Origin of the sequence: Heliobacterium mobile, assembly GCF_009720735.1 — a bacterium.
In the GTDB taxonomy this organism is placed as follows: Bacteria; Bacillota; Desulfitobacteriia; order Heliobacteriales; family Heliobacteriaceae; genus Heliobacterium; species Heliobacterium mobile.
This window is the reverse complement of sequence record NZ_WNKU01000012.1, coordinates 34,676-53,494: the sequence shown is the minus strand read 5'-3', so window position 1 is coordinate 53,494 and position 18,819 is coordinate 34,676. Positions and strand designations below refer to the sequence as shown.

23 protein-coding genes are annotated in these 18,819 nt (G+C 54.4%); all 23 read right to left on the bottom strand.

Going from position 1 to position 18,819, the window contains the following annotated elements; genetic code table 11:
* Positions 1-38 precede the first annotated feature (38 nt).
* The 23 genes from GJ688_RS11385 to GJ688_RS11270 all read right to left on the bottom strand — a co-directional run bounded on the left by GJ688_RS11385 (position 39) and on the right by GJ688_RS11270 (position 18,759).
* Positions 39-599 (bottom strand): F0F1 ATP synthase subunit delta, encoded by a 561-nt coding sequence (locus GJ688_RS11385; protein WP_155476678.1) that lies wholly within the window; start codon positions 597-599, stop codon positions 39-41.
* Positions 593-1,090, bottom strand: coding sequence for a F0F1 ATP synthase subunit B (gene atpF / locus GJ688_RS11380; protein WP_328597360.1), 498 nt, complete (start codon positions 1,088-1,090; stop codon positions 593-595). The genes GJ688_RS11385 and atpF overlap by 7 nt, the downstream gene beginning before the upstream one ends.
* Positions 1,091-1,177: 87 nt before the next feature.
* Positions 1,178-1,414, bottom strand: a complete 237-nt coding sequence (gene atpE, locus GJ688_RS20690; protein WP_170291904.1) for a F0F1 ATP synthase subunit C — start codon at positions 1,412-1,414, stop codon at positions 1,178-1,180.
* A 68-nt stretch (positions 1,415-1,482) separates the two neighbouring features.
* Positions 1,483-2,217: a F0F1 ATP synthase subunit A gene (gene atpB / locus GJ688_RS11370; RefSeq protein ID WP_155476676.1), complete on the bottom strand. Its 735-nt coding sequence runs from the start codon at positions 2,215-2,217 to the stop codon at positions 1,483-1,485.
* A gap of 21 nt (positions 2,218-2,238) precedes the next feature.
* On the bottom strand, positions 2,239-2,700 hold the full coding sequence (locus GJ688_RS11365) for an ATP synthase subunit I (protein WP_155476675.1): 462 nt from the start codon (positions 2,698-2,700) through the stop codon (positions 2,239-2,241).
* Positions 2,684-2,947 carry an AtpZ/AtpI family protein gene (locus GJ688_RS11360; RefSeq protein ID WP_235910932.1) on the bottom strand — a complete coding sequence of 88 codons (264 nt, stop codon included), beginning with the start codon at positions 2,945-2,947 and terminating at the stop codon, positions 2,684-2,686. Before GJ688_RS11360 ends, GJ688_RS11365 begins: the two co-directional genes overlap by 17 nt.
* A gap of 498 nt (positions 2,948-3,445) precedes the next feature.
* Positions 3,446-4,609 (bottom strand): non-hydrolyzing UDP-N-acetylglucosamine 2-epimerase, encoded by a 1,164-nt coding sequence (gene wecB / locus GJ688_RS11355; RefSeq protein ID WP_155476673.1) that lies wholly within the window; start codon positions 4,607-4,609, stop codon positions 3,446-3,448.
* Positions 4,610-4,614: 5 nt separating this feature from the next.
* On the bottom strand, positions 4,615-5,076 hold the full coding sequence (locus GJ688_RS21560) for a nucleoside triphosphate pyrophosphohydrolase family protein (RefSeq protein WP_155476672.1): 462 nt from the start codon (positions 5,074-5,076) through the stop codon (positions 4,615-4,617).
* The gene (locus tag GJ688_RS11345) at positions 5,077-5,505 is read right to left on the bottom strand and encodes a deoxycytidylate deaminase (RefSeq protein ID WP_155476671.1); all 429 of its coding nucleotides are present in this window, start codon (positions 5,503-5,505) and stop codon (positions 5,077-5,079) included.
* A 689-nt stretch (positions 5,506-6,194) separates the two neighbouring features.
* Positions 6,195-6,824 (bottom strand): uracil phosphoribosyltransferase, encoded by a 630-nt coding sequence (gene upp, locus GJ688_RS11335; protein WP_155476669.1) that lies wholly within the window; start codon positions 6,822-6,824, stop codon positions 6,195-6,197.
* Between the two features lie 273 nt (positions 6,825-7,097).
* A complete protein-coding gene (locus GJ688_RS11330; RefSeq protein WP_407928952.1) occupies positions 7,098-8,369 on the bottom strand; it encodes a serine hydroxymethyltransferase in 1,272 nt (423 codons plus the stop codon).
* A 52-nt stretch (positions 8,370-8,421) separates the two neighbouring features.
* Positions 8,422-8,961, bottom strand: a complete 540-nt coding sequence (locus GJ688_RS11325) for a TIGR01440 family protein (protein WP_155476668.1) — start codon at positions 8,959-8,961, stop codon at positions 8,422-8,424.
* 13 nt (positions 8,962-8,974) lie between these two features.
* Positions 8,975-9,424, bottom strand: a complete 450-nt coding sequence (rpiB, locus tag GJ688_RS11320) for a ribose 5-phosphate isomerase B (RefSeq protein ID WP_155476667.1) — start codon at positions 9,422-9,424, stop codon at positions 8,975-8,977.
* Positions 9,425-9,640: 216 nt separating this feature from the next.
* The gene (locus GJ688_RS11315; protein ID WP_268892066.1) at positions 9,641-10,114 is read right to left on the bottom strand and encodes a low molecular weight protein arginine phosphatase; all 474 of its coding nucleotides are present in this window, start codon (positions 10,112-10,114) and stop codon (positions 9,641-9,643) included.
* A gap of 53 nt (positions 10,115-10,167) precedes the next feature.
* Positions 10,168-10,818 (bottom strand): manganese efflux pump MntP, encoded by a 651-nt coding sequence (locus tag GJ688_RS11310; protein WP_155476665.1) that lies wholly within the window; start codon positions 10,816-10,818, stop codon positions 10,168-10,170.
* A 116-nt stretch (positions 10,819-10,934) separates the two neighbouring features.
* Complete coding sequence (locus tag GJ688_RS11305; RefSeq protein ID WP_207708804.1) at positions 10,935-12,173, bottom strand: L-threonylcarbamoyladenylate synthase; 1,239 nt, start codon at positions 12,171-12,173, stop codon at positions 10,935-10,937.
* A 125-nt stretch (positions 12,174-12,298) separates the two neighbouring features.
* Positions 12,299-13,588, bottom strand: a complete 1,290-nt coding sequence (locus GJ688_RS11300; protein ID WP_170291902.1) for an ArsB/NhaD family transporter — start codon at positions 13,586-13,588, stop codon at positions 12,299-12,301.
* Between the two features lie 197 nt (positions 13,589-13,785).
* Positions 13,786-14,745: a peptide chain release factor N(5)-glutamine methyltransferase gene (prmC, locus tag GJ688_RS11295; protein ID WP_155476663.1), complete on the bottom strand. Its 960-nt coding sequence runs from the start codon at positions 14,743-14,745 to the stop codon at positions 13,786-13,788.
* Between the two features lie 201 nt (positions 14,746-14,946).
* Positions 14,947-16,011: a peptide chain release factor 1 gene (gene prfA, locus GJ688_RS11290; RefSeq protein WP_155476662.1), complete on the bottom strand. Its 1,065-nt coding sequence runs from the start codon at positions 16,009-16,011 to the stop codon at positions 14,947-14,949.
* Positions 16,008-16,958 carry a DUF1385 domain-containing protein gene (locus tag GJ688_RS11285; RefSeq protein ID WP_155476661.1) on the bottom strand — a complete coding sequence of 317 codons (951 nt, stop codon included), beginning with the start codon at positions 16,956-16,958 and terminating at the stop codon, positions 16,008-16,010. Before GJ688_RS11285 ends, prfA begins: the two co-directional genes overlap by 4 nt.
* A gap of 58 nt (positions 16,959-17,016) precedes the next feature.
* Positions 17,017-17,214, bottom strand: a complete 198-nt coding sequence (gene rpmE / locus GJ688_RS11280; RefSeq protein ID WP_170291901.1) for a 50S ribosomal protein L31 — start codon at positions 17,212-17,214, stop codon at positions 17,017-17,019.
* 142 nt (positions 17,215-17,356) lie between these two features.
* Positions 17,357-18,214 carry a peptidoglycan DD-metalloendopeptidase family protein gene (locus GJ688_RS11275; RefSeq protein ID WP_170291900.1) on the bottom strand — a complete coding sequence of 286 codons (858 nt, stop codon included), beginning with the start codon at positions 18,212-18,214 and terminating at the stop codon, positions 17,357-17,359.
* A gap of 65 nt (positions 18,215-18,279) precedes the next feature.
* Positions 18,280-18,759 (bottom strand): DUF2062 domain-containing protein, encoded by a 480-nt coding sequence (locus GJ688_RS11270; protein WP_155476659.1) that lies wholly within the window; start codon positions 18,757-18,759, stop codon positions 18,280-18,282.
* Positions 18,760-18,819 lie beyond the last annotated feature (60 nt).

The following is an 18,819-nucleotide window of genomic DNA, read 5'->3' as shown; positions in this document are numbered from 1 at the left end:
ACGGTTCTTCACCCCTATTCTCTTGTGAGAGTTACCAGTTATGGAAGCGACGGCAGAGGAATCTGCTGCAGGCTTTCTTTTAGGCTCCGGATTTTTCCGGCTACAGAACCGTCAATGATCCGGTCGCCGAAGGCTACGACCAGTCCGCCGAGCAGGCTGGGGTCGACTTGGCGATGGAGTACCACCTGTTTTCCGGTGGTGGTACGGAGTTGTTCCTTGAGGCGTTCCACCTGTGCCTCCGACAGTTCGACGGCGCTGGTCACCCGCGCTTCGACGATGTTGCGGATTTGGTTGGCCAGGCGGACGAATTCCTGGTAGAGTTCGATGAAATAGTTCTCCCGGCGCCGTTCAATAACGAGAAGGATGAAGGCCCGTACCGTCTCAGGGAATTGATCCGCTTTGAGTACGGCGTTGACGAGCTCCTTTTTCTCGGCCATGACGACGGAGGGATGATAGAGTACCCGGCGAAGGTCATCTTGGTTGTCCAACATGTTCACAAATCGGCCGAGGTACTGTTCCATTTCGTTCAGGCTGTTGGTCTCGATGCCGATCTCCAGCAGAGCCTGGGCGTAGCGGCGAGCGACAGCACCATTTAGCATGGCAGTTTCCCCACTTCGCCGATGACTTCATCGACCAACTGACGCTGGGTGTTCTCATCCAGGTTCTTTTCAATGATCTTCTGCGCGGCAAGGACGGAGAGACCGACCACATGGGCGCGCAGCTCTTCGAGGGCTTTTTCTTTTTCCCGTTTGATGTCGGTAACGGCTTTTTCTTTCAGCCGCAGGGCGTCCGCTTGGGCCGCCGCAATGATTTCCTGGGCTTTTTCCTCGCCCACTTTGGTGGCGTTGACAATCAGTTCATGAGCTTCCTGACGGGCTTTTTGCAGTTCAGCTGCATATTCGGCCCGCAAATTGGAGGCTTCCTCAAGGTCGCTTTCCGCCCGCTTGATCGATTCGTCGATTTTGCGGCGACGGTCATCGAGCGCATTTAACAAAGGTTTGAAGGCGACCTGTTTCAGCAGCGCAACCAACAGCAGGAAGCTGACCAGCATTGCCAGGAATGTCCCATTTAGGTTCAAAGCCTCAAGCACCGCTGAACCTCCTTATCGGAGAAAACGCTTCGCTGTTTTCTAAGTTTTTGATTTTAGGATGACCGATGTAAAAAAGAGCTGGGTGAATTACTTGCTGCCGATGTTGTAGAGCAAGAAGGCGATAACGACGGTGATGATGGGGAGCGCTTCGATCAGACCGACGGAAATGAACATGGTCGTTTGCAGAGCGCCACGAGCTTGGGGTTGACGAGCGATACCTTCAACCGTTTTGGAGGTGACGAGACCGTTACCGATACCGGCGCCGAGAGCGGCGAGACCTACAGAAAGACCGGCACCCAAGAGAGCTAAAGCTTTGACATCCACGAAAAAACCTCTCCTTTCATGTTTTCCAGCAAACTGGCTGGAACATTTCGCATTTCTTTTTTGGTGATTTAGTGAGCATCGGCAGAGCCGATGGCTTGGGCGATGTACACAATGGTCAAGACGGTGAAGACGAAGGATTGGATGGCTCCGACGAAGACGGAGAACGACAACCAGATTAGATGGGGTATGAACCCGCCTGCCGCGTAAGCCACTCCAAAGGGCAGGAAGGTGAGCAAGACGGAGATCAAAACTTCACCAGCATAGATGTTCCCGTAAAGACGGAAGGCCAGCGTAACTGGTTTGGTGACCAATTCTACGGCGTGTATGGGGAAAAACACCCAGTTTGGAGTAAAAAAGTGACCGAAATAGTGGCTGCCGTTGAACTTGATCCCGTAATACTGCACCAAAATAATGGTCAATGTCGCCAAGGCCATTGTCGTGTTCAAGTCTGCCGTCGGAGACATCATGTTCGGATTCATATGAATATGACCGACGCCGAAGGTGAAGTTCGGGAACAGACCGAGCATGTTGGCGAAAAAGATGAACATGATTAACGTGCACAGGTAGCTGAGCAATCCGGCCAGTTTCTTGTAGTCGGTGTTCTCTGTGATCAGTCCACTGACGAAGTCAATGACGTACTCCCAGATAGCGACGAGACGGTCAGGAACTCCGGTGGTCGCCCGTCTTCCCGCTATGTACCCGAAAACAAGCAGGAAGGCCATGACGATCCAGGTCATCAACAGCGTATCAGCCCAGAAGCTCATCCCCATAAAGTGCCACACCTGCCGTGTGTGTTCTCCCATAAACTTTCTGATTCACCCCTTTCATTTAGTCTTTTCCCACGATGATGTGGATCTTTGTGCCTCCACCATCCCAAACATCAGCGAGATCGCCGGTGTCAGGAGGAGGCCGAAACCGGTAGCCATGAGATCGAAGACGCCGGGGGTTTTGTAGGCGATGAGCAAGGCCAGTACGCTCAAGCTCAGGCGAGCGAATGAGCTGAACTGGATGTTGCGCACAGCCTGGTCGGGGTCTTGATCGTCCATGCGGGCGAGCCGCATGTAGAGAAGCCGCGATGCTGCGATACCGGATGCCCACCCGAGGGCTACGCCTGCAGGGAGCTCCGGCCTATCGACGAATGGGATGAACGCCAGGCAAGCTCCCACCCCAAGGAGACCTGTGCGCCACAACCGCGAAAGAAGCTGTTGCAATTCCATGGTTCTTTGTCCACTCCCGTTTCCCACCCTACCAGGCGTGTCACGGACGGCTTCACTCCGAGAGGTCATCTTCGGTCTTCTTCCCTTTATCTTCCTTGAAAAATGTTGCGACAAGGTAGTAGACACCGAAAAACCCGCCAGCGACACCCACTAAAACACCAGTGAGCATCAGCCACGGGTCTGTCCCCCAAACACTATCGGCGTAGCGGCCTGCTAGATAGCCGATGTACACTGCAGCCGCAAATTCGGCGCCAATGGTCGAAGTTAACGCGAACGCTCTCAAAACTCGCTTGGAGGGTAATTCGAAATTGGCCAAACCTTTCCCCCCTGAAATATCAGCCAAAGCTAGCATGCCCTGGATGGAATGGCCTCATTCCACTCTATACCTGCTTCGTTTCTTCAACAGCAATTCGGCAAACCTCTTACGCTCTAGAAGCCAACAATAAGTATTCGCGTTCAATGGCAAAAATCCTACTTTGATCCAAAAAGAATCTGCTTCGTCTTTGATGTATACATGATCCATGAATCCAATCGCTTTTCATTGATTTTGAAAAGCTTCGTGTCTGAATCGGGGTTCATTTACTCCGTTCGCTAAGGGCTTCGCGGCTACTCGCTTGGACGCTTCGCTGGGCGCCAAAACCTCTGGGCTTTCTGCATGTGAACCATGGCGCCCTAAACGCTCAGCATCCTGCGCTCGCTGACGCCGCTGCGCCCAAAACGCTCACTCCGTAAATGCACCCCAGATTTCACATAAGCACAGATCAGCGTTCGAGGATCCGAAGAATACAAAGATTTTCCGGATTTACTTCACTGCTTACTTGACTGGATTAAATTCCTCCGGCTTTGCTTCGCTTCGGCCAAAATGATGTAAGATCGCTTGAACGGTGCGCTCGCTGGCCTTTCCATCGCCGTAGGGATTGACGGCGTTGGCCATGGAGTCGTAGGCGCTCCGGTCTTCCAACAAGGAAAGGGTTTCCCGGATGATGGTCTCGGCGTCGGTGCCGACGAGTTTCACCGTGCCGGCGACGACCGCTTCCGGCCGCTCGGTGGTGTCCCGCAGAACGAGTACCGGTTTGCCTAAGGACGGCGCTTCTTCTTGCATGCCGCCCGAGTCGGTGAGGACAAGGGTGGCCCGTGCCATCAGGTTGACGAAGGGCTCATAGTCCATCGGTTCTACCAGGTGAACGCGGGGGTGTTCGCCGAGGACTTCGCTGACGACACGGCGGACTGCCGGGTTTTTGTGGACCGGGAAGATGATTTCCGCCTGGGGACGGGATTCTAATACGGTATAGAGCGCCCGGTAGACTTGGCGCATCGGTTCACCTAGGTTTTCCCGGCGGTGCGTCGTCACCAGCAGAATTTCCCGGTTTTTAAAATCAATTTTATTCAAGGCGGGGTCAATAAATTCATAATCTGGACGGACCGTCGCTAATAAAGCATCGATGACCGTGTTGCCCGTGATGTAGATGTTATCTTCTGAAACGCCTTCTTGGCGAAGATTTTGTTGGGATGTGGAGGTCGGTGCGAAATGAAGGGTGGCAATGGCTCCGGTCAGTTTCCGGTTCATTTCTTCCGGGAAGGGGGAGTATTTGTTATGGGTCCGTAACCCCGCTTCCACATGGCCGACGGCGATCTGCTGGTAGTAGGCCGCGAGGGACGCCACAAAGGTCGTCGTCGTGTCGCCATGGACGAGGACCACATCGGGCCGCTCTGCTTCCAAAACCGGTTTCAGCCCCAGCAGTGCTTTCGATGTCACATCGTACAGGGTCTGTTCCGGCGCCATGATGTTCAAGTCGTAATCCGGCGTGATCTGGAACAGTTTCAGCACTTGGTCGAGCATTTCCCGGTGCTGAGCCGTGACGGCCACTTTGGAGATGATCTGTTCCGGGCATCTTTCGAGGGCTTTGACGACCGGTGCCATTTTGATGGCTTCCGGACGGGTGCCGAAGATAGATAGAACTTTAATTGGTGTAGGCATTTCGTTCACTGCCTTTCAACAGAATTCGAGGCTAAATAACCTCGAAAGGTGAGCTTTTCCCGGTGTTCCGCGATCAGGCTGTCCAAATCGACGTCCAACTGATACATAAAGGTGGCGCAGGTCTGCATCACGTCGAGCAGTTCCCGGGCGATGAGCTTATCGATCTCTTTCGGAGCCAATTGGGCTTCAACCTCATCGGGCTGCAGTGCAGCCAGGCAGGACGCCAAATCGGACGCCGGCACGGCTTTTCCCGGCTCTAAGAACCGTTCCAACAGGCGCGTTAATTCCCGGGCACGCAGTTTCCGCACGACCGTCTGCCGCTCTTCTCCATTGAGCTGCCGGACTTTCCCGCAGATTTCCGCCAGTTCTCCCGCCTCTTCGACGAGCTTGATCATGGTGCTTTCGATGGTCGGCGTGAGGGCTAAACGGGGGAACACTTTTTCCAACTGTTTTACGAGTTCCGCCATTTATTCGTCTCCCTTTTCCCGCGTCGGTTTATGAACGACTTCCATCCAAGGGGCAAGGGCGAACCAGTCACAGTCGGTGTGATAGTCCCGGGCAAAGACGACTCTGGAAATCCCTGTGGAGATGAGCAGTTTCGAGCACTCTGCGCAGGGCCTGTCTGTAACATAGACGGTGGCGCCCTTGCGATCATCGGGCGCACACTCGAGCAGCGCATTGACCTCCGCATGGATCGTACGGATGCAATGATGGTTCAACATGTAACAGCCTTCGTCAGCACAGTGAGGCAGTCGGGCAGGGCTGCCGTTGTATCCTGTCGCTTTGATGCGTTTGTCTTTGACAATGACCGCACCGACGCTTCTTCTCGGGCAGGTGCTGCGACTGGCCACTTCGAAGGCGATGTCTAAAAAGTAACTGTCCCAATCTTTTCGCATGGCAGTCCCCTTCAAAAAGGATAACTCAATGGACGAATGATGTTACGTCATTATGATATAAGAATCATCCCGTAAGAGCAAGAAATTCGGCCCTTTCGCGGAAAACCCTACCTATTCTGAATCTAATTATTTAGAGTAATTTCTCAATCTCATTACTTTATTTTTGAAATTTTATGTTTTTGTTTTTATTAATTATTCTAACTTGCGCTATTTCTTGTAAAAACATTTACGTATCTTTGTGTACCCATTACCATAAGAAAAGTCGTAACTCACCGCTGCCGGTGTCAGAAAATTCCTTATCAGAAAAGATTGCCGTATTTACATGCCTGTTTTGGGTGATAATACCGTCTAGGAAATTTTCCCGCCTTTGGTTTCTCCTTCACAGTCTCTCTTGCCGCACTTTTTGCTTCTTTATTTCCCACCGATTCTCGATAACGTTACAGCAAATGGAGTGAAACAAATGGCTATGGTGATCATCGGAGCCGTCGCAGGCGCTGTGGTTGGCGCTGTCGTCGGTGCCATCGTTGGAGGCGTCGCATCGGGAGGTTTTTTTTAAGCCTTCTATAACCTTGATTAGGTTTTTCCAGGCATGTAAAAGAACATATGCCACCGGTGATGTTTACTCGCTGGTAAACATCACCGGTGGCACAGTGGCACCCCTGTCCGATTAGGACGATGGGGGTGTTTTTTTATTTCGTGCCGAACAGCCGATCTCCCGCATCGCCGAGTCCGGGAACGATGTAGGCGTGTTCATTCAACCGGGGATCGAGGGCAGCCGTAAAGATGTTCACATCGGGATGATCCTTCTCTACGCGAGCCACCCCTTCGGGAGCGGCGATGAGGACGACCAGTTTGAGGTTGCGGGCACCTTTTTTCTTGAGCAATGTCAACGCCGCCGAAGCCGAACCGCCTGTAGCCAGCATCGGGTCAATGACGATCATTTCCCGTTCGGCCACATCTTGCGGCAGTTTGCAGTAGTATTCAACCGGTTCCAGTGTTTCCGGATCGCGGTAGAGGCCCACATGGCCCACCTTGGCTGCCGGGATGAGTTTGACAAATCCGTTGATCATGCCCAGCCCTGCCCGGAGGATGGCGACAACGCCGAGCTTTTTGCCGGCGAGCACTTTCGTCTTGGTCACGGCGATAGGGGTTTCGACTTCCGCTTCGGCCAGCGGCAGGTCCCGAGTCACTTCATAGGCCATCAGCATGGCGACTTCTTCGACCAGTTCCCGAAACTCTTTGGCACCGGTCGACTTAGAACGGATAAAGGTGAGTTTGTGCTGGATCAGCGGGTGATCCATGATAAAGACTTTGGCCATGTAATTATTACCCCCGTTTGTTCAAAACCGTCTTGCAAGTTGCCTTTTACATATAAACCGAAGCTTGAATTCATATATGTTCGTGAATCATCGGGAGTAGCGTCATTACGATGATGTCAACGTGATGCCAGATCGATGTCGATGTCAGAGTGTTCTCGGGCCGATCTTAGGGTAACCTCGAGGGGCGAAAGCCATCCCGGATATCGAGAAGGCCGACTACCCTGAAGGGCCAATCACCGCAAAAAACTTTACGGTTCTTCTTCGCCCTTACGTTTAGGCGTATAAGGGGAATTGCTGACAGAGTTCTTTTACGATGGCACGGGCTTTATCCAAAGCGGCCTCGCTGCCGTCGCTGAGGCAGAGGTCGATCGCTTCGGCGATTTTGACCATAGCCGCTTCGTCCATGCCCCGAGATGTGGCAGCCGGCGTACCGATGCGAACACCGCTGGTGACAAAGGGGCTTTGCGGGTCGAAGGGAATAGCGTTTTTGTTGACGGTGATGTTCGTCTCGTCAAGGCGTTTTTCGGCCACCTTACCGGTCAGGTCTTTGTTGCGCAGGTCGAGCAGCATCAGATGGTTATCGGTACCGCCCGAAACGAGCTGGAAGCCCCGCTCCATCAGGCTTTCCGAGAGCGCTTTCGCGTTTTTGACGATTTGCGCCTGATAGGTCTTAAATTCCGGCGCTAAGGCTTCTTTGAATGCCACCGCTTTGGCCGCGATGATGTGCATGAGCGGTCCGCCCTGCATGCCTGGGAAGATGGCTTTGTCGATCTTAGCGGCCCATTCCTGTTTGCAGAGAATCATGCCGCCGCGAGGTCCCCGGAGGGTTTTGTGGGTCGTCGTCGTCACAAAGTCGGCATAAGGAACCGGCGACGGATGCAGACCGGCGGCGACGAGACCGGCGATGTGGGCCATGTCGACCATGAAGAGGGCTCCTACTTCGTCGGCGATCGCCCGGAAGCGAGCAAAGTCGAGGGTACGCGGATAGGCGCTGGCGCCGGCGACGATCAGCTTCGGCTTGGCTTCCCGAGCGATCCGGGCCACTTCGTCATAATCGATCATGCCTGTCTCTTTGTCGACACCGTAGGCGACGAAGTTGTAGTATTTACCGGAGATGTTTACAGGCGATCCATGGGTCAAGTGACCGCCGTGGGCCAGGTTCATGCCTAGGACCGTATCGCCCGGCTCTAAGCAGGCGAAGTAGACGCCCAGGTTGGCATTGGCGCCCGAGTGGGGCTGTACGTTGGCATGTTCGGCACCGAAGAGTTCTTTGGCCCGGGCGATAGCGATGGCTTCCACTTCGTCGACGAATTCGCAGCCGCCGTAGTAGCGCTTGCCGGGATAGCCTTCGGCGTATTTGTTGGTCAGGACGCTGCCGGCTGCTTCCAGGACAGCTTCACTGACGAAGTTTTCGGATGCGATCAGTTCGATGTTGTTTTTCTGCCGGTTCTTCTCCCGGTCCATGGCTGCGGCCACGTCAGGGTCGACGTGACTCAGGTACTTCCAGTCGCTCACAAAAAAGGCCCCCTGTTTTTCATTTTGAATATGCGAACATGTTCTTATGCCTCAATATATCCTCAGGGGATACAATTGAGTGTTACATGTAGCAGGCTCTTTCTCCGCCGATGAGTTTCGGCCGGGTACGGGCGGCATTCAGGCGGGCATGTCCGATGTGACGAAGGCTGAGACGGACAGGCACCGCGACGGGCTTTAGGTGCATGCCGATCAAGGTCTCGCCGATGTCCAACCCCGCATGGGCTCGGATGCTTTCCACCACCGCCGGCTCGGCAAAACCGTTCATCGCCTGCGCCGCGAGTGAGCCGCCGGCTTTGGCCACCGGTTTGACGCTCACCGGCTCCAACTCACGGTAGAGTTTCAACATTTCCCGCTCGACCACCAGGGCACGGTTTAAATGTTCACAGCATTGAATGGCCAGGAAGATACGGCGGCTTTGGGTCACCGACAGCAGCGCTTTAAGAATCTCCTGGGCCACCTCTTCAGAACCGCCGGTTCCGATCATGGCCCCAAGCACTTCCGAGGTGCTGCAGCCTACGACGAGAATCTGTTCCGGCTCCAAACCAGCCATCTGGACCAGTTCTGTCGCGGCCGTGGTCACTTGAGCCCCGATGTCGTTCATCTTCGACGTCCCCCTACTGTTCCAAGGCACGCAGTTTTTCGACACGGCGAGCATGGCGCCCTCCGGCAAAGTCGCTGGAGAAGAAGGCGGCCACGATTTCTCGAGCGAGTCCCGGTCCGATGACCCGTTCGCCCATGGCGAGCACGTTGGCGTCATTATGCTCCCGGGCCATTTTCGCCGAGAAGGTATCGGAACATAAGGCACAGCGGATACCAGGTACTTTGTTGGCGGCGATGGAGATGCCGATGCCCGTCCCACAGATGACGATGCCAAAATCGTATTCTCCGGCAGCTACGGCCCGGGCGACTTTGGCGCCGAAGTCCGGATAGTCCACCGATTCTTCTGAGTGGGTTCCCAGATCGTCCAGGGTGATCTGTTGGTTACCGGCTTCTTTCGCAAAATAGGATTTGATCTCCTCTTTCAGGCGAAAGCCGCCGTGGTCACTGCCGATCGCGATTTTCATGCATTTCACTCCAGATTCTTAACTACCGTTCGAATGGGTAACCCGAAGCGAGTTACCGCCTGTAACCCTTTCGCTCTATGAACGGGTAATCCCAAGGTTAGTTTAATTCAAATATAACCCCTATGTTAACCCTAAATGTGTGTTTATTCGACAGAAAGTATCGTTTCCCTTTTGCACCGCGAGCAACCCTATAAAAAAACATCGGTTGACAGGGCGTCAAACGATGTCTTGGCTTCCCCTCTTCAAGGACTGCTCGATCCGATCCATTGCTTTTTCGATGACTTCCTCGATTTCAGCAGCACAACGGGCATAAGCCCGTTCACTCTGGCCAAAGGGATCGGCGATGTCTCCTTCTTTACCAATATACTCTCTGATAGCATAGACTTTTCCTTCGTTCCCCGGCACCGCTTGCAGCACCATGTCCCGGTGACTTCCCGTCATCGTGAGAATGAGATCGGCCTCTCGCAGGAGGTCTTCATCGAGCGGTTGCGAAGCGTGTTGGGACAAGTCGAGGTTCCGGTCAGCCATCACTTTTTGGGCATGGGCCGACGCGGGCGCTCCCGGCCAAGCCATCGTACCGGCGGAAGCTACCTTCACTTGATCCTTCCATCCTCGCTGAGCGATCCCTTTTTGGGCCAGCACCTGTGCCATCGGACTGCGACAGGTATTGCCTGTACATACGAAGAGCAGCGTAAACAGGTCGATCCCTCCGGCAATTCCACACCAGCCCTGTTCGAGCCGGATTATCCTATCAAAAGCTTAATACCAATGCCTAATAAAATCAACCCTCCGACGATCTGGGCCGTGCTGCCTAAGAGTTGACTCACTTGTCGACCGATGAGTGCGCCGGCGACGGTCATGATGCCCGCCACGACGCCGAAGGTCAGGATCGTCGGAACCAGTTGGGCGCCGACGGTGCCCAGAGAAAATCCCACACTTAAGGCGTCCATGCTCACAGCGGCACCGACGACGATCAATCCCCACAAGGTCGGCGTAAAGGGGCGTCCGGCTATAGCGGTTCCTGCAGTCGCCGCAGCCCCTTGATGATTTCCCCAGGTCCGGTTTGATCCGGGCAGTCTCATCCCTTGCCCCGGCAGGTTCCGCCCGTGGAGAGGGTCTTCCGGCTCTTTCTTCCAGGCGTGAAAGAGCATGCGGCCCCCGAGAAAAAAGAGCACCGCTGCACCGATATAGGTGGCCAATTGGCCGATAAAATGCCCCAATGTGGTGCCCAGGACAATCCCGATCCAAGGCATGAAGACGTGAAAGAGGGCTACAACCAGCCCCAGCAAAAAGGCGTCCCTCCGCCGAACCCCTTCCAGGCCGATGCCGATGGCCATGGAAAAAGCATCGGCACCTAATCCAACTGCCAAAATACCCAGAGCCCAATAGCTCATCCCCAAACCCCCACTTTAGCCACATCGTCCGATGGCCTTCGTTCGCCTTGGGCCGCTGCGTCGAGCTGCATCGACTACGCTACAGGTATATGCAGGCGTTAGACAAGCAAGAAGGACTATTCGCGCCAAATCCGCCCGCCAGCCGCTTTCGTCAGCCGGTTCATCAGCGCCATGCCGATGCCTTCTCGAGGATAACTCTCCGCAATGATGGCCGTTACCGACGTCTCATCAAAGGACCGCAAGGATCCAAACAAGCGATAGGCCACTGACCGTAAGTCTTCCCGGGAACCGGCTAAACGAATCAGGTATTTTGAGCCGCACTCTTGGGGTAAGAGTTCCTTAATGTGCTCGTAGGTTTCTTCAGAGATCAGTAGACCGAGTGGGTCTGTTTCTTTCTCCAGAAGTACCGTTATCGCTTTTACCTGCTCTTTCCACGGCCCTGTAAGCAAGTAAACAGGCGCCTTGGGAGCATAGTGAGTATATTTCATCCCCGGTGAACGAGGGGCCGGATTAGCTGGCGAGGCAGCCTCACCGTTCGCTTCTCCGAGACGCTTCTCCGCAGGGAGACGATTTTCTACAGAGAGGCGATTCTCTACAGGGACATGCTCCTCAGTCGGGAAGGAATGTTCAGCCGTTACTTCTGAAGGCCGCTCCGCAATTGCTTTGGTTACACCGGGTTCCCCGTCCACTTCAACGCCTTCGAAATGCATTGACAACATCTCTCGAGTGATTCCGCCAGGGCGCAGAATAACAGGATGATCACCAGTCACATCGACGACCGTCGATTCCAACCCTACCGTACACTCTCCCCCGTCGACGAGACCATCGACTCGTCCCCAGAGATCCTGCCGCACATGATCGGCTGTGGTGGGGCTCGGTTTTCCCGAACGGTTCGCCGATGGTGCAGCGACGGGAACCTTGGCGCTCCGGATCAGTTCCCGGGCCACCGGATGGGAAGGCATACGAATAGCCACTGTCGACAGTCCTGCTGTCACTTCCGCAGGAACCTGCTTCGACGCCGGTAAGATTATCGTCAGCGGACCGGGCCAGAACAGTTCCGCCATTTTCTGTGCCATCGGCGGGAAATCAGAGACGAGCGGCGCCAGTTCATCCAGTCCGGTAATATGTACGATCAATGGGTTATCGGAAGGCCGGCCTTTCGCCCGAAAGATGCCTTGAACGGCTTGCACGTCCAGGGCGTTTGCCCCTAAACCGTATACCGTCTCCGTCGGAAAGGCGACCAGCTTACCTGCCCGCAGTAGAAGAGCCGCTTCCTGTATTTCGCCCAGGTGAAAGTTGTGCGGGTCGACCCGCCAGATTTTTGTTTCTGTCATCGCTTCATCACACCATATCATCACTTTAACCGCTTTTATATCCTGTCTAACCTTGTTGTTATTTGCTCATGTGCGGTCCGTATTTATCTGCAGCCTTTTATTTTTACTCATGATGCCAGTAAGTTCATCCCGGGGCAGGTTCTACGTTAGAAGAGCCATCCCAGATAGCGAACGCCCACATAGATCGTGGAAATGACGATGCTGACCAGCATCAGTGGGAAGGCGACTTTCATAAACCCCATGAAAGAGATAGGAAATCCGTTCTTCTCAGCGAGACCGGCGACGATGACGTTAGCCGAGGCTCCGATTAAAGTACCGTTGCCGCCGAGACAAGCGCCTAAGGCTAAACTCCACCAGAGCGGATTCAAATCCATCCCGCTCATCTCACCCATCGCCTTGATCATGGGGATCATGGTGGCCACGAAGGGAATGTTGTCCACAAAGGCCGAGGCGATGGCCGAAATCCAAAGCACAAACATGGCTGTCGGCCCAAGAAGACCGCCTGTCAGTTTCAACCCCTCTTGGGCAATCCAGCGGATGACCCCCAAATGCTCCAAGCCGCCGACGAGCACGAAGAGCCCGACGAAGAAGAAAATGGTCGGCCATTCCACATGAAGCAAAATGTCCTCCGGTTCCTCCCGGGTGATGGCTAAGAGCAAGATGGCACCAGCTAGGGCGATAGTGGCCGACTCTAGGTTGAGCAGCCCGTGAAGGATAAAGCCCAGGATCGTCAATGCAAGCACTAAAAGTGATTTTTTCAGCAGCGCCCAATCTTTGATCTGCTCACGCTCATCAAAGGCCATCACACGAGCCTTACGTTCCTCATCGGCCACTAAGTCGTCCCGGTAAAGACGGCGTAAAATCATCACCGTCACGATCAGGATGATGACAATCGGCAACGTCAAATTGAGAATAAAATCGTTGAAACTTAATCCTGTGGCCGATCCGATCATGATGTTCGGCGGATCGCCGATGAGCGTGGCCGTCCCGCCAATGTTGGAGGCCAGGATTTCGCTGATTAAAAAGGGCATGGGGTTGACATCCATCTCCTGGGCGATGGAAAAGGTCACCGGTACCACGAGGAGCACCGTTGTTACATTGTCTAAAAAGGCTGACGCAAAGGCCGTAATCAAACTTAGCAACACGAGTATGCGCAACGGATCCCCTTTGGCCACCTTGGCTGCTTTGACCGCGATAAACTCGAAGACACCGGTCCGGCGGGTGATGCCGACGATGATCATCATCCCGATCAATAGGCCCAGTGTATTGAAGTCGATGGCATGGATAGCATCTTCTTGCGACATAATGCCTAAGAGCAAGAAGACCACCGCACCGAGCATAGCCACGACCATGCGGTGGATCTTTTCGGAGATGATAAAGGCATAAGTCAACAAAAATATGGCGACGGCTACGATCACTTGTGTTTGAGCAGTCACCTCAGTCCCCCCTTTGAAATCCAACGACCCTATCTAGCTCAAGCTACGGCAAGATGATTGTAACTAAAGAAAACACATGAGAAACCATATGCAATGCATTGCATATGGTTGGAATAGCACTAACAGGGACCGTAACCCAGATTAACTTTATCCATCCGGTTCTGTTTCATGCAACATAGATTCTTACGGGAGTCCATCTAGGGGATTCTCTCGGCGAGCTTTCCCATGACCACACGGTCATGGCCTTGAAAATCCGGAAGGACACGGACCTCAACAAAGCCGTGCTGAACCATCAGTTCAGCCACGGAAGATCCTTGGTCAAAGCCGATCTCCAAAGCGATCAGCCCTCCCGGCACCAATACCTTACGGGCTTGGGGAATTAGGCGACGGTACAGGTGGAGACCGTCACCGCCGCCGTCCAAGGCCAGGCGAGGTTCAAACTGGGCCACTTCCCGCTGAAGCCCGCCGATATCTTCTGTGGGGATGTACGGCGGGTTGGACAACACCGCCTGCAACGGTAGCCCCGCCGCGATCACCGGTTCGAGCAGATCGCCTTCCCAGAAGGTAATTCGATGGCCCAGACCGTTTCGCTCCGCATTCCCCCGGGCTGTCGCCAACGCTTCCGGAGAAAGATCGGTCGCGATCACATTGACGCAGCGCAACTCTTTGGCCATGGCGAGTGCAATCGCTCCCGAACCGGTTCCCACGTCGGCCAGCCAGATCTCTTTCCCGGCAACGCTACCTTGAGCTGGTGGTGAATCGTCGCATCCTTTGTCCTGCCTCTTCGGGAACCCGGCCATTTTCTCTTTCAGAGACGTTAGGGCCGCTTCTACAAGCAGTTCCGTATCGGCTCGAGGGATCAGCACAGCCGGATTCACCTGAAGTTCCATCCCCCAGAATTCTTGACGTCCCGTAATATACTGCAACGGGCAACCCTTGGACCGCTCCATCACGAGCCTTTCAAGCTTTTCCGCCATTTCCACAGTGAGCGGATCTCGCAAGGATGCCAGCAAACCGGCCCGGCTCTTCTCCATTCCGTACGCGAAGAGTACCTCCGCCTCCAGCCGCAGTGACGAGAGTTCCATATGTTTAAACAAAAAAACCGTCGCCTGCAGAGCTTCCCCAACAGTCGCCGGCTTCTTTTCCCAGATTCCCATCGTGAATCACCTTACGTTTCTTCCAACATTGCTCTTTCGACACCCAGAGATAACCGGTAGAATCGGAAAAGCGCATAGACACCACAGCCTTCCCGAATGATGATAGCGTGATGCCTATGCACTATTGAGATCCCCTTGGCAGAGACTTTGCGCCGATGAGTGATGATAAATAGACTAAAGACTCCAGGCAGCCTGCGGAATCTACTGCATGTTTTTCATCTTTTCCGCCTGATCTGTGGCGATCAACCCGTCGATGATCTCTTGAATATCTCCGTCGAGGATCGCTTCCAAACGATGTAAGGTGAGGCCGATGCGGTGGTCTGTGACCCGTCCTTGAGGGAAGTTGTACGTGCGAATGCGTTCGGACCGGTCTCCAGAGCCCACCATGGACTTGCGGACGCTGGCCATTTCGCCGTGCTGTTCTTCTTCGGCTTTTTCCAACAGACGAGCCCGCAGTACCCGCATCGCTTTTTCCCGGTTTTTCAACTGCGACTTTTCGTCTTGGCAAGAGACAACGATGCCTGTGGGCAAGTGGGTGATGCGGACAGCCGATTCGGTCTTGTTGACGTGCTGACCGCCAGCGCCGGAGGAACAGAAGACGTCGATGCGCAATTCGTTCGGATTGATGTCGATCTCCACCTCTTCCGCTTCCGGAAGGACAGCCACGGTAGCGGCTGAGGTGTGAATCCGGCCGCTCGACTCGGTCGCCGGGACCCGTTGGACCCGGTGAACGCCCGACTCAAACTTCAATTTCGAAAAAGCCCCTTGCCCTTCGATCAGGACGATCACTTCTTTGAACCCGCCGATGTCGGTGTAGTTCGCCGAAAGGACCTCCGTCTTCCATCCTTGCCGGTCGGCGTAACGGTTGTACATCCGATAGAGGTCGCCCGCAAAGAGGCCGGCCTCTTCACCGCCGGTGCCGGCCCGGATTTCGACGATGACGTTCTTGTCGTCGTTCGGATCTTTCGGCAGGAGCAAGATCTTGAGCCGCTGTTCCAGCTCCTCTTGTCGTTCCGTAAGTTCGTCCAGTTCCATCGAAGCCATCTCTCGGAGCTCCGGGTCCGATTCTTCGAGCATGGCCTTCGCATCATCGATGCCGGCGAGGACGTTCTTGTATTCCCGAAAGGCCTCGACGATCTCCGTCATGCCCGCTTGGGCTTTGGCGTGGCGCTGCCATGTCGTCTGATCGCTGATGATATCGGGGTCACTCAACAGCTGGGTCAGTTCTTCATATTTTTGTTCAATAATTTCTAGCTTATCGATCATATCGCTTCACCTGCATCGGCAAGAGTGGTACATACCTTAGGGTAGATCGGTTCTGTTTCCGTGGTCGTTTCTTTCGCTTCGGACGTCTCCGGTTGCGGCAAAACCGCTTGTAGAGCGCGGATGGCCACTTCCACTTGCTTGTCATCAGGCTCTTGTGTGGTCATGTTCTGCAGCCACAGCCCCGGCAGAATAAAGAGCTTCATCAGCCAAAACCGAGGATAGCGTCCGGAGAGTTTGATGATCTCATAACTGATCCCCGCGACAAAGGGAACGAGGGCGAGCCGATAGGCCGTCTTCCAAAAGAGGGTCGCATCCGGTAATAAAGAAAAGACGAAGATCTTAATGACCATCACGAAGAGCAGAAAACTGGTGCCGCAGCGCGGGTGTAAGGTCGTGTGGCGCTGTACATTAGCGACAGACAGTTCTTCGCCTGCCTCATGGGCATGGATCGTCTTGTGCTCGGCGCCATGATATTGAAAGACCCGCTGGATGTCAGGCATGCGCGCAATGGCCGCGATATAGCCAAAGAAAAGGGCAATCCGGACCGCCCCTTCGATGACATTTTGGACGAAAAGGCTGGAAATCACTTGGCGGGTCAGGTGGGCCGCCGCCGTCGGCAAAAAGATGAATAGACCGGCCCCAAAAATCATAGCCATGGAGATGGTCACCGTGATTTCCCAGGCCGACAGTTCCTCTTCCTCTTCATCGGCTGCTTTGTTCGCCGAGAAAGACAGCGCCTTAACGCCGAGGATCAGGGCATCGAGCAGCGCCCCAGTCCCCCGAATGACGGGGGTCTTCATGAGGGCGCCGTTCATCCAGGATGCCACCGACTGCTTATTCACCACGATCTCGTCATTGGGGCAGCGGACAGCGATGGCCATTTCTTGAGGGCCTCGCATCATGACGCCCTCAATGACGGCTTGGCCGCCGTATTGAAATTTCCCCATGTCACTTCTCCCCCATAGAAAAATAGCAGAGCTTTGTGCAGGCTCTGCTACTTAAGACTTATAGACCGTACTTTTTCTTGAACTTATCAACCCGTCCACCGGCTTCAATCGCGCGCGTCTTGCCGGTAAAGAAAGGATGGCACTTGGAGCAAACGTCCACTTTGATTTCCTTACGGGTCGAGCCGGTTTCAAAGGTTTCGCCACAAGCGCAGCTTACCGTTGTCCGGTCAAATTTCGGATGGATGCCTTCCTTCACAGGGTTCACCTCTTTCTCAAGGATCGGTCCTTTTTCGGGATCGATCCGGACTCTGGCCTCTCAGTCAACATCCGAGATTATACCATAGCCCAAGCTATGGTGCAAGAGTCAGATTTATTCGTCTCCCTGTGGAGTTGCAAAATTATACTTTTTTACTGGCACTACGTATATAAGCCAGCGGATTGACAGCCTGGCGGTCGAGGCGCACTTCGAAGTGCAGGTGGGGGCCGGTGGCGACACCTGACGAACCCACCAATGCCAATGAATCGCCCTTATCTAGTTTATCTCCCTTTTCAACGAGCAGTTTGGAGGCATGGCCATAGAGCGTCGACACGCCAAAGGCATGGTCGACGATGACCGTGTTGCCGTAGATCGGCAGCCAGCCGGCGTACGTCACCTGTCCGCTTTGGGCAACCCGAATCGTTTTCCCCGTATCGGCGGCGATATCGACACCGTGGTGGAAAGATTGATGGCGAGGGCCAAAGCCGGAGGTGATGACTCCTTCCAGGGGAAACCGCATCGAAGAGAGCAATGCACCGCGCGATGCGAAACGAGGAGTTACGGCGTCCTTTTTCTCACTCGGCGCGGTTGCTTGATCTGTGGGAAGTACTGCCGTCGAATCGGCAGCAGGCTCCAACATCTCGACCGATCCCGGGATGATCAGGGTCCGGCCGACGGCGAGCACCTGGTTCGGATTTAACTGGTTAAGGGTGCACAACTCGGAGATTTTTAGGCCGTAGGAACGGGCAATACCGTATAAGGTCTCCCCTTCAGCGACCCGATGGGTGGCCAAATCTTCCGGGCTTACCTCTTGTTCCGCCGGCACTGCTTCCGAGGCTACAGTCGTCAGACTATCTCCTTTGAACAGGCGGAAAAGCCCGTCCTCTCCCTCGTCGCTATACGCTGGCAAGGGAACGATCAAGGTTAAGGCAATTGAAGACAGAACGAAGAGACGGGTAATCCCCCGTGGGCGGTTGCCGCCTCTTTCTGGATTAGACATGGTAAAAAAAATCACCTCAGAATCATTTACGGTCCATTTGGTATTTTCACCAAAATCCGTAAATGTTATTCGAGGTGATGTTGCAATACTCGTTTGCCCACTCGGCGCTGTGCACGGCGCCGTTGCGCCCATTGCAATAGAGGAAAATAGGCTAGGAAATAGGCGGCCACCGAGTCGATAGCACTGCCGGTGAGAAACACAGCGCCCGTCTGCCGCCAGAAATCCAGCGTGAACAAGTGATGGTGCCCTCCGTGAAAGGTGACCGATTCGCCCCAGATCAAGGACCCGACGAAGATGTTCGAGGTGACAAAGATCGGGATGGCCCACTTGAAGAGGAGGGCAGTGATCACCGCTGCCAGCCGGTTGCCTCGAAACAGCGCCGCAAAAGCCCAGGCCGCGAAGACGCCGAACCCGATAAAGGGGCCAAATCCTGAGGCAAAACCGAAGGCGATGCCTCGCGCCAGTGCTTCCGGCTGGTCTTTGACCCGGAGCAGGCGCAGATAGTTGAGGCGCATATACCGTTTGAAGTTCACCCAATAGGTCAAGGTGATTTCCCCCTGAATTTTTCTGTCAATACATCCGTCACCTCTATTGTAACAGCCTAC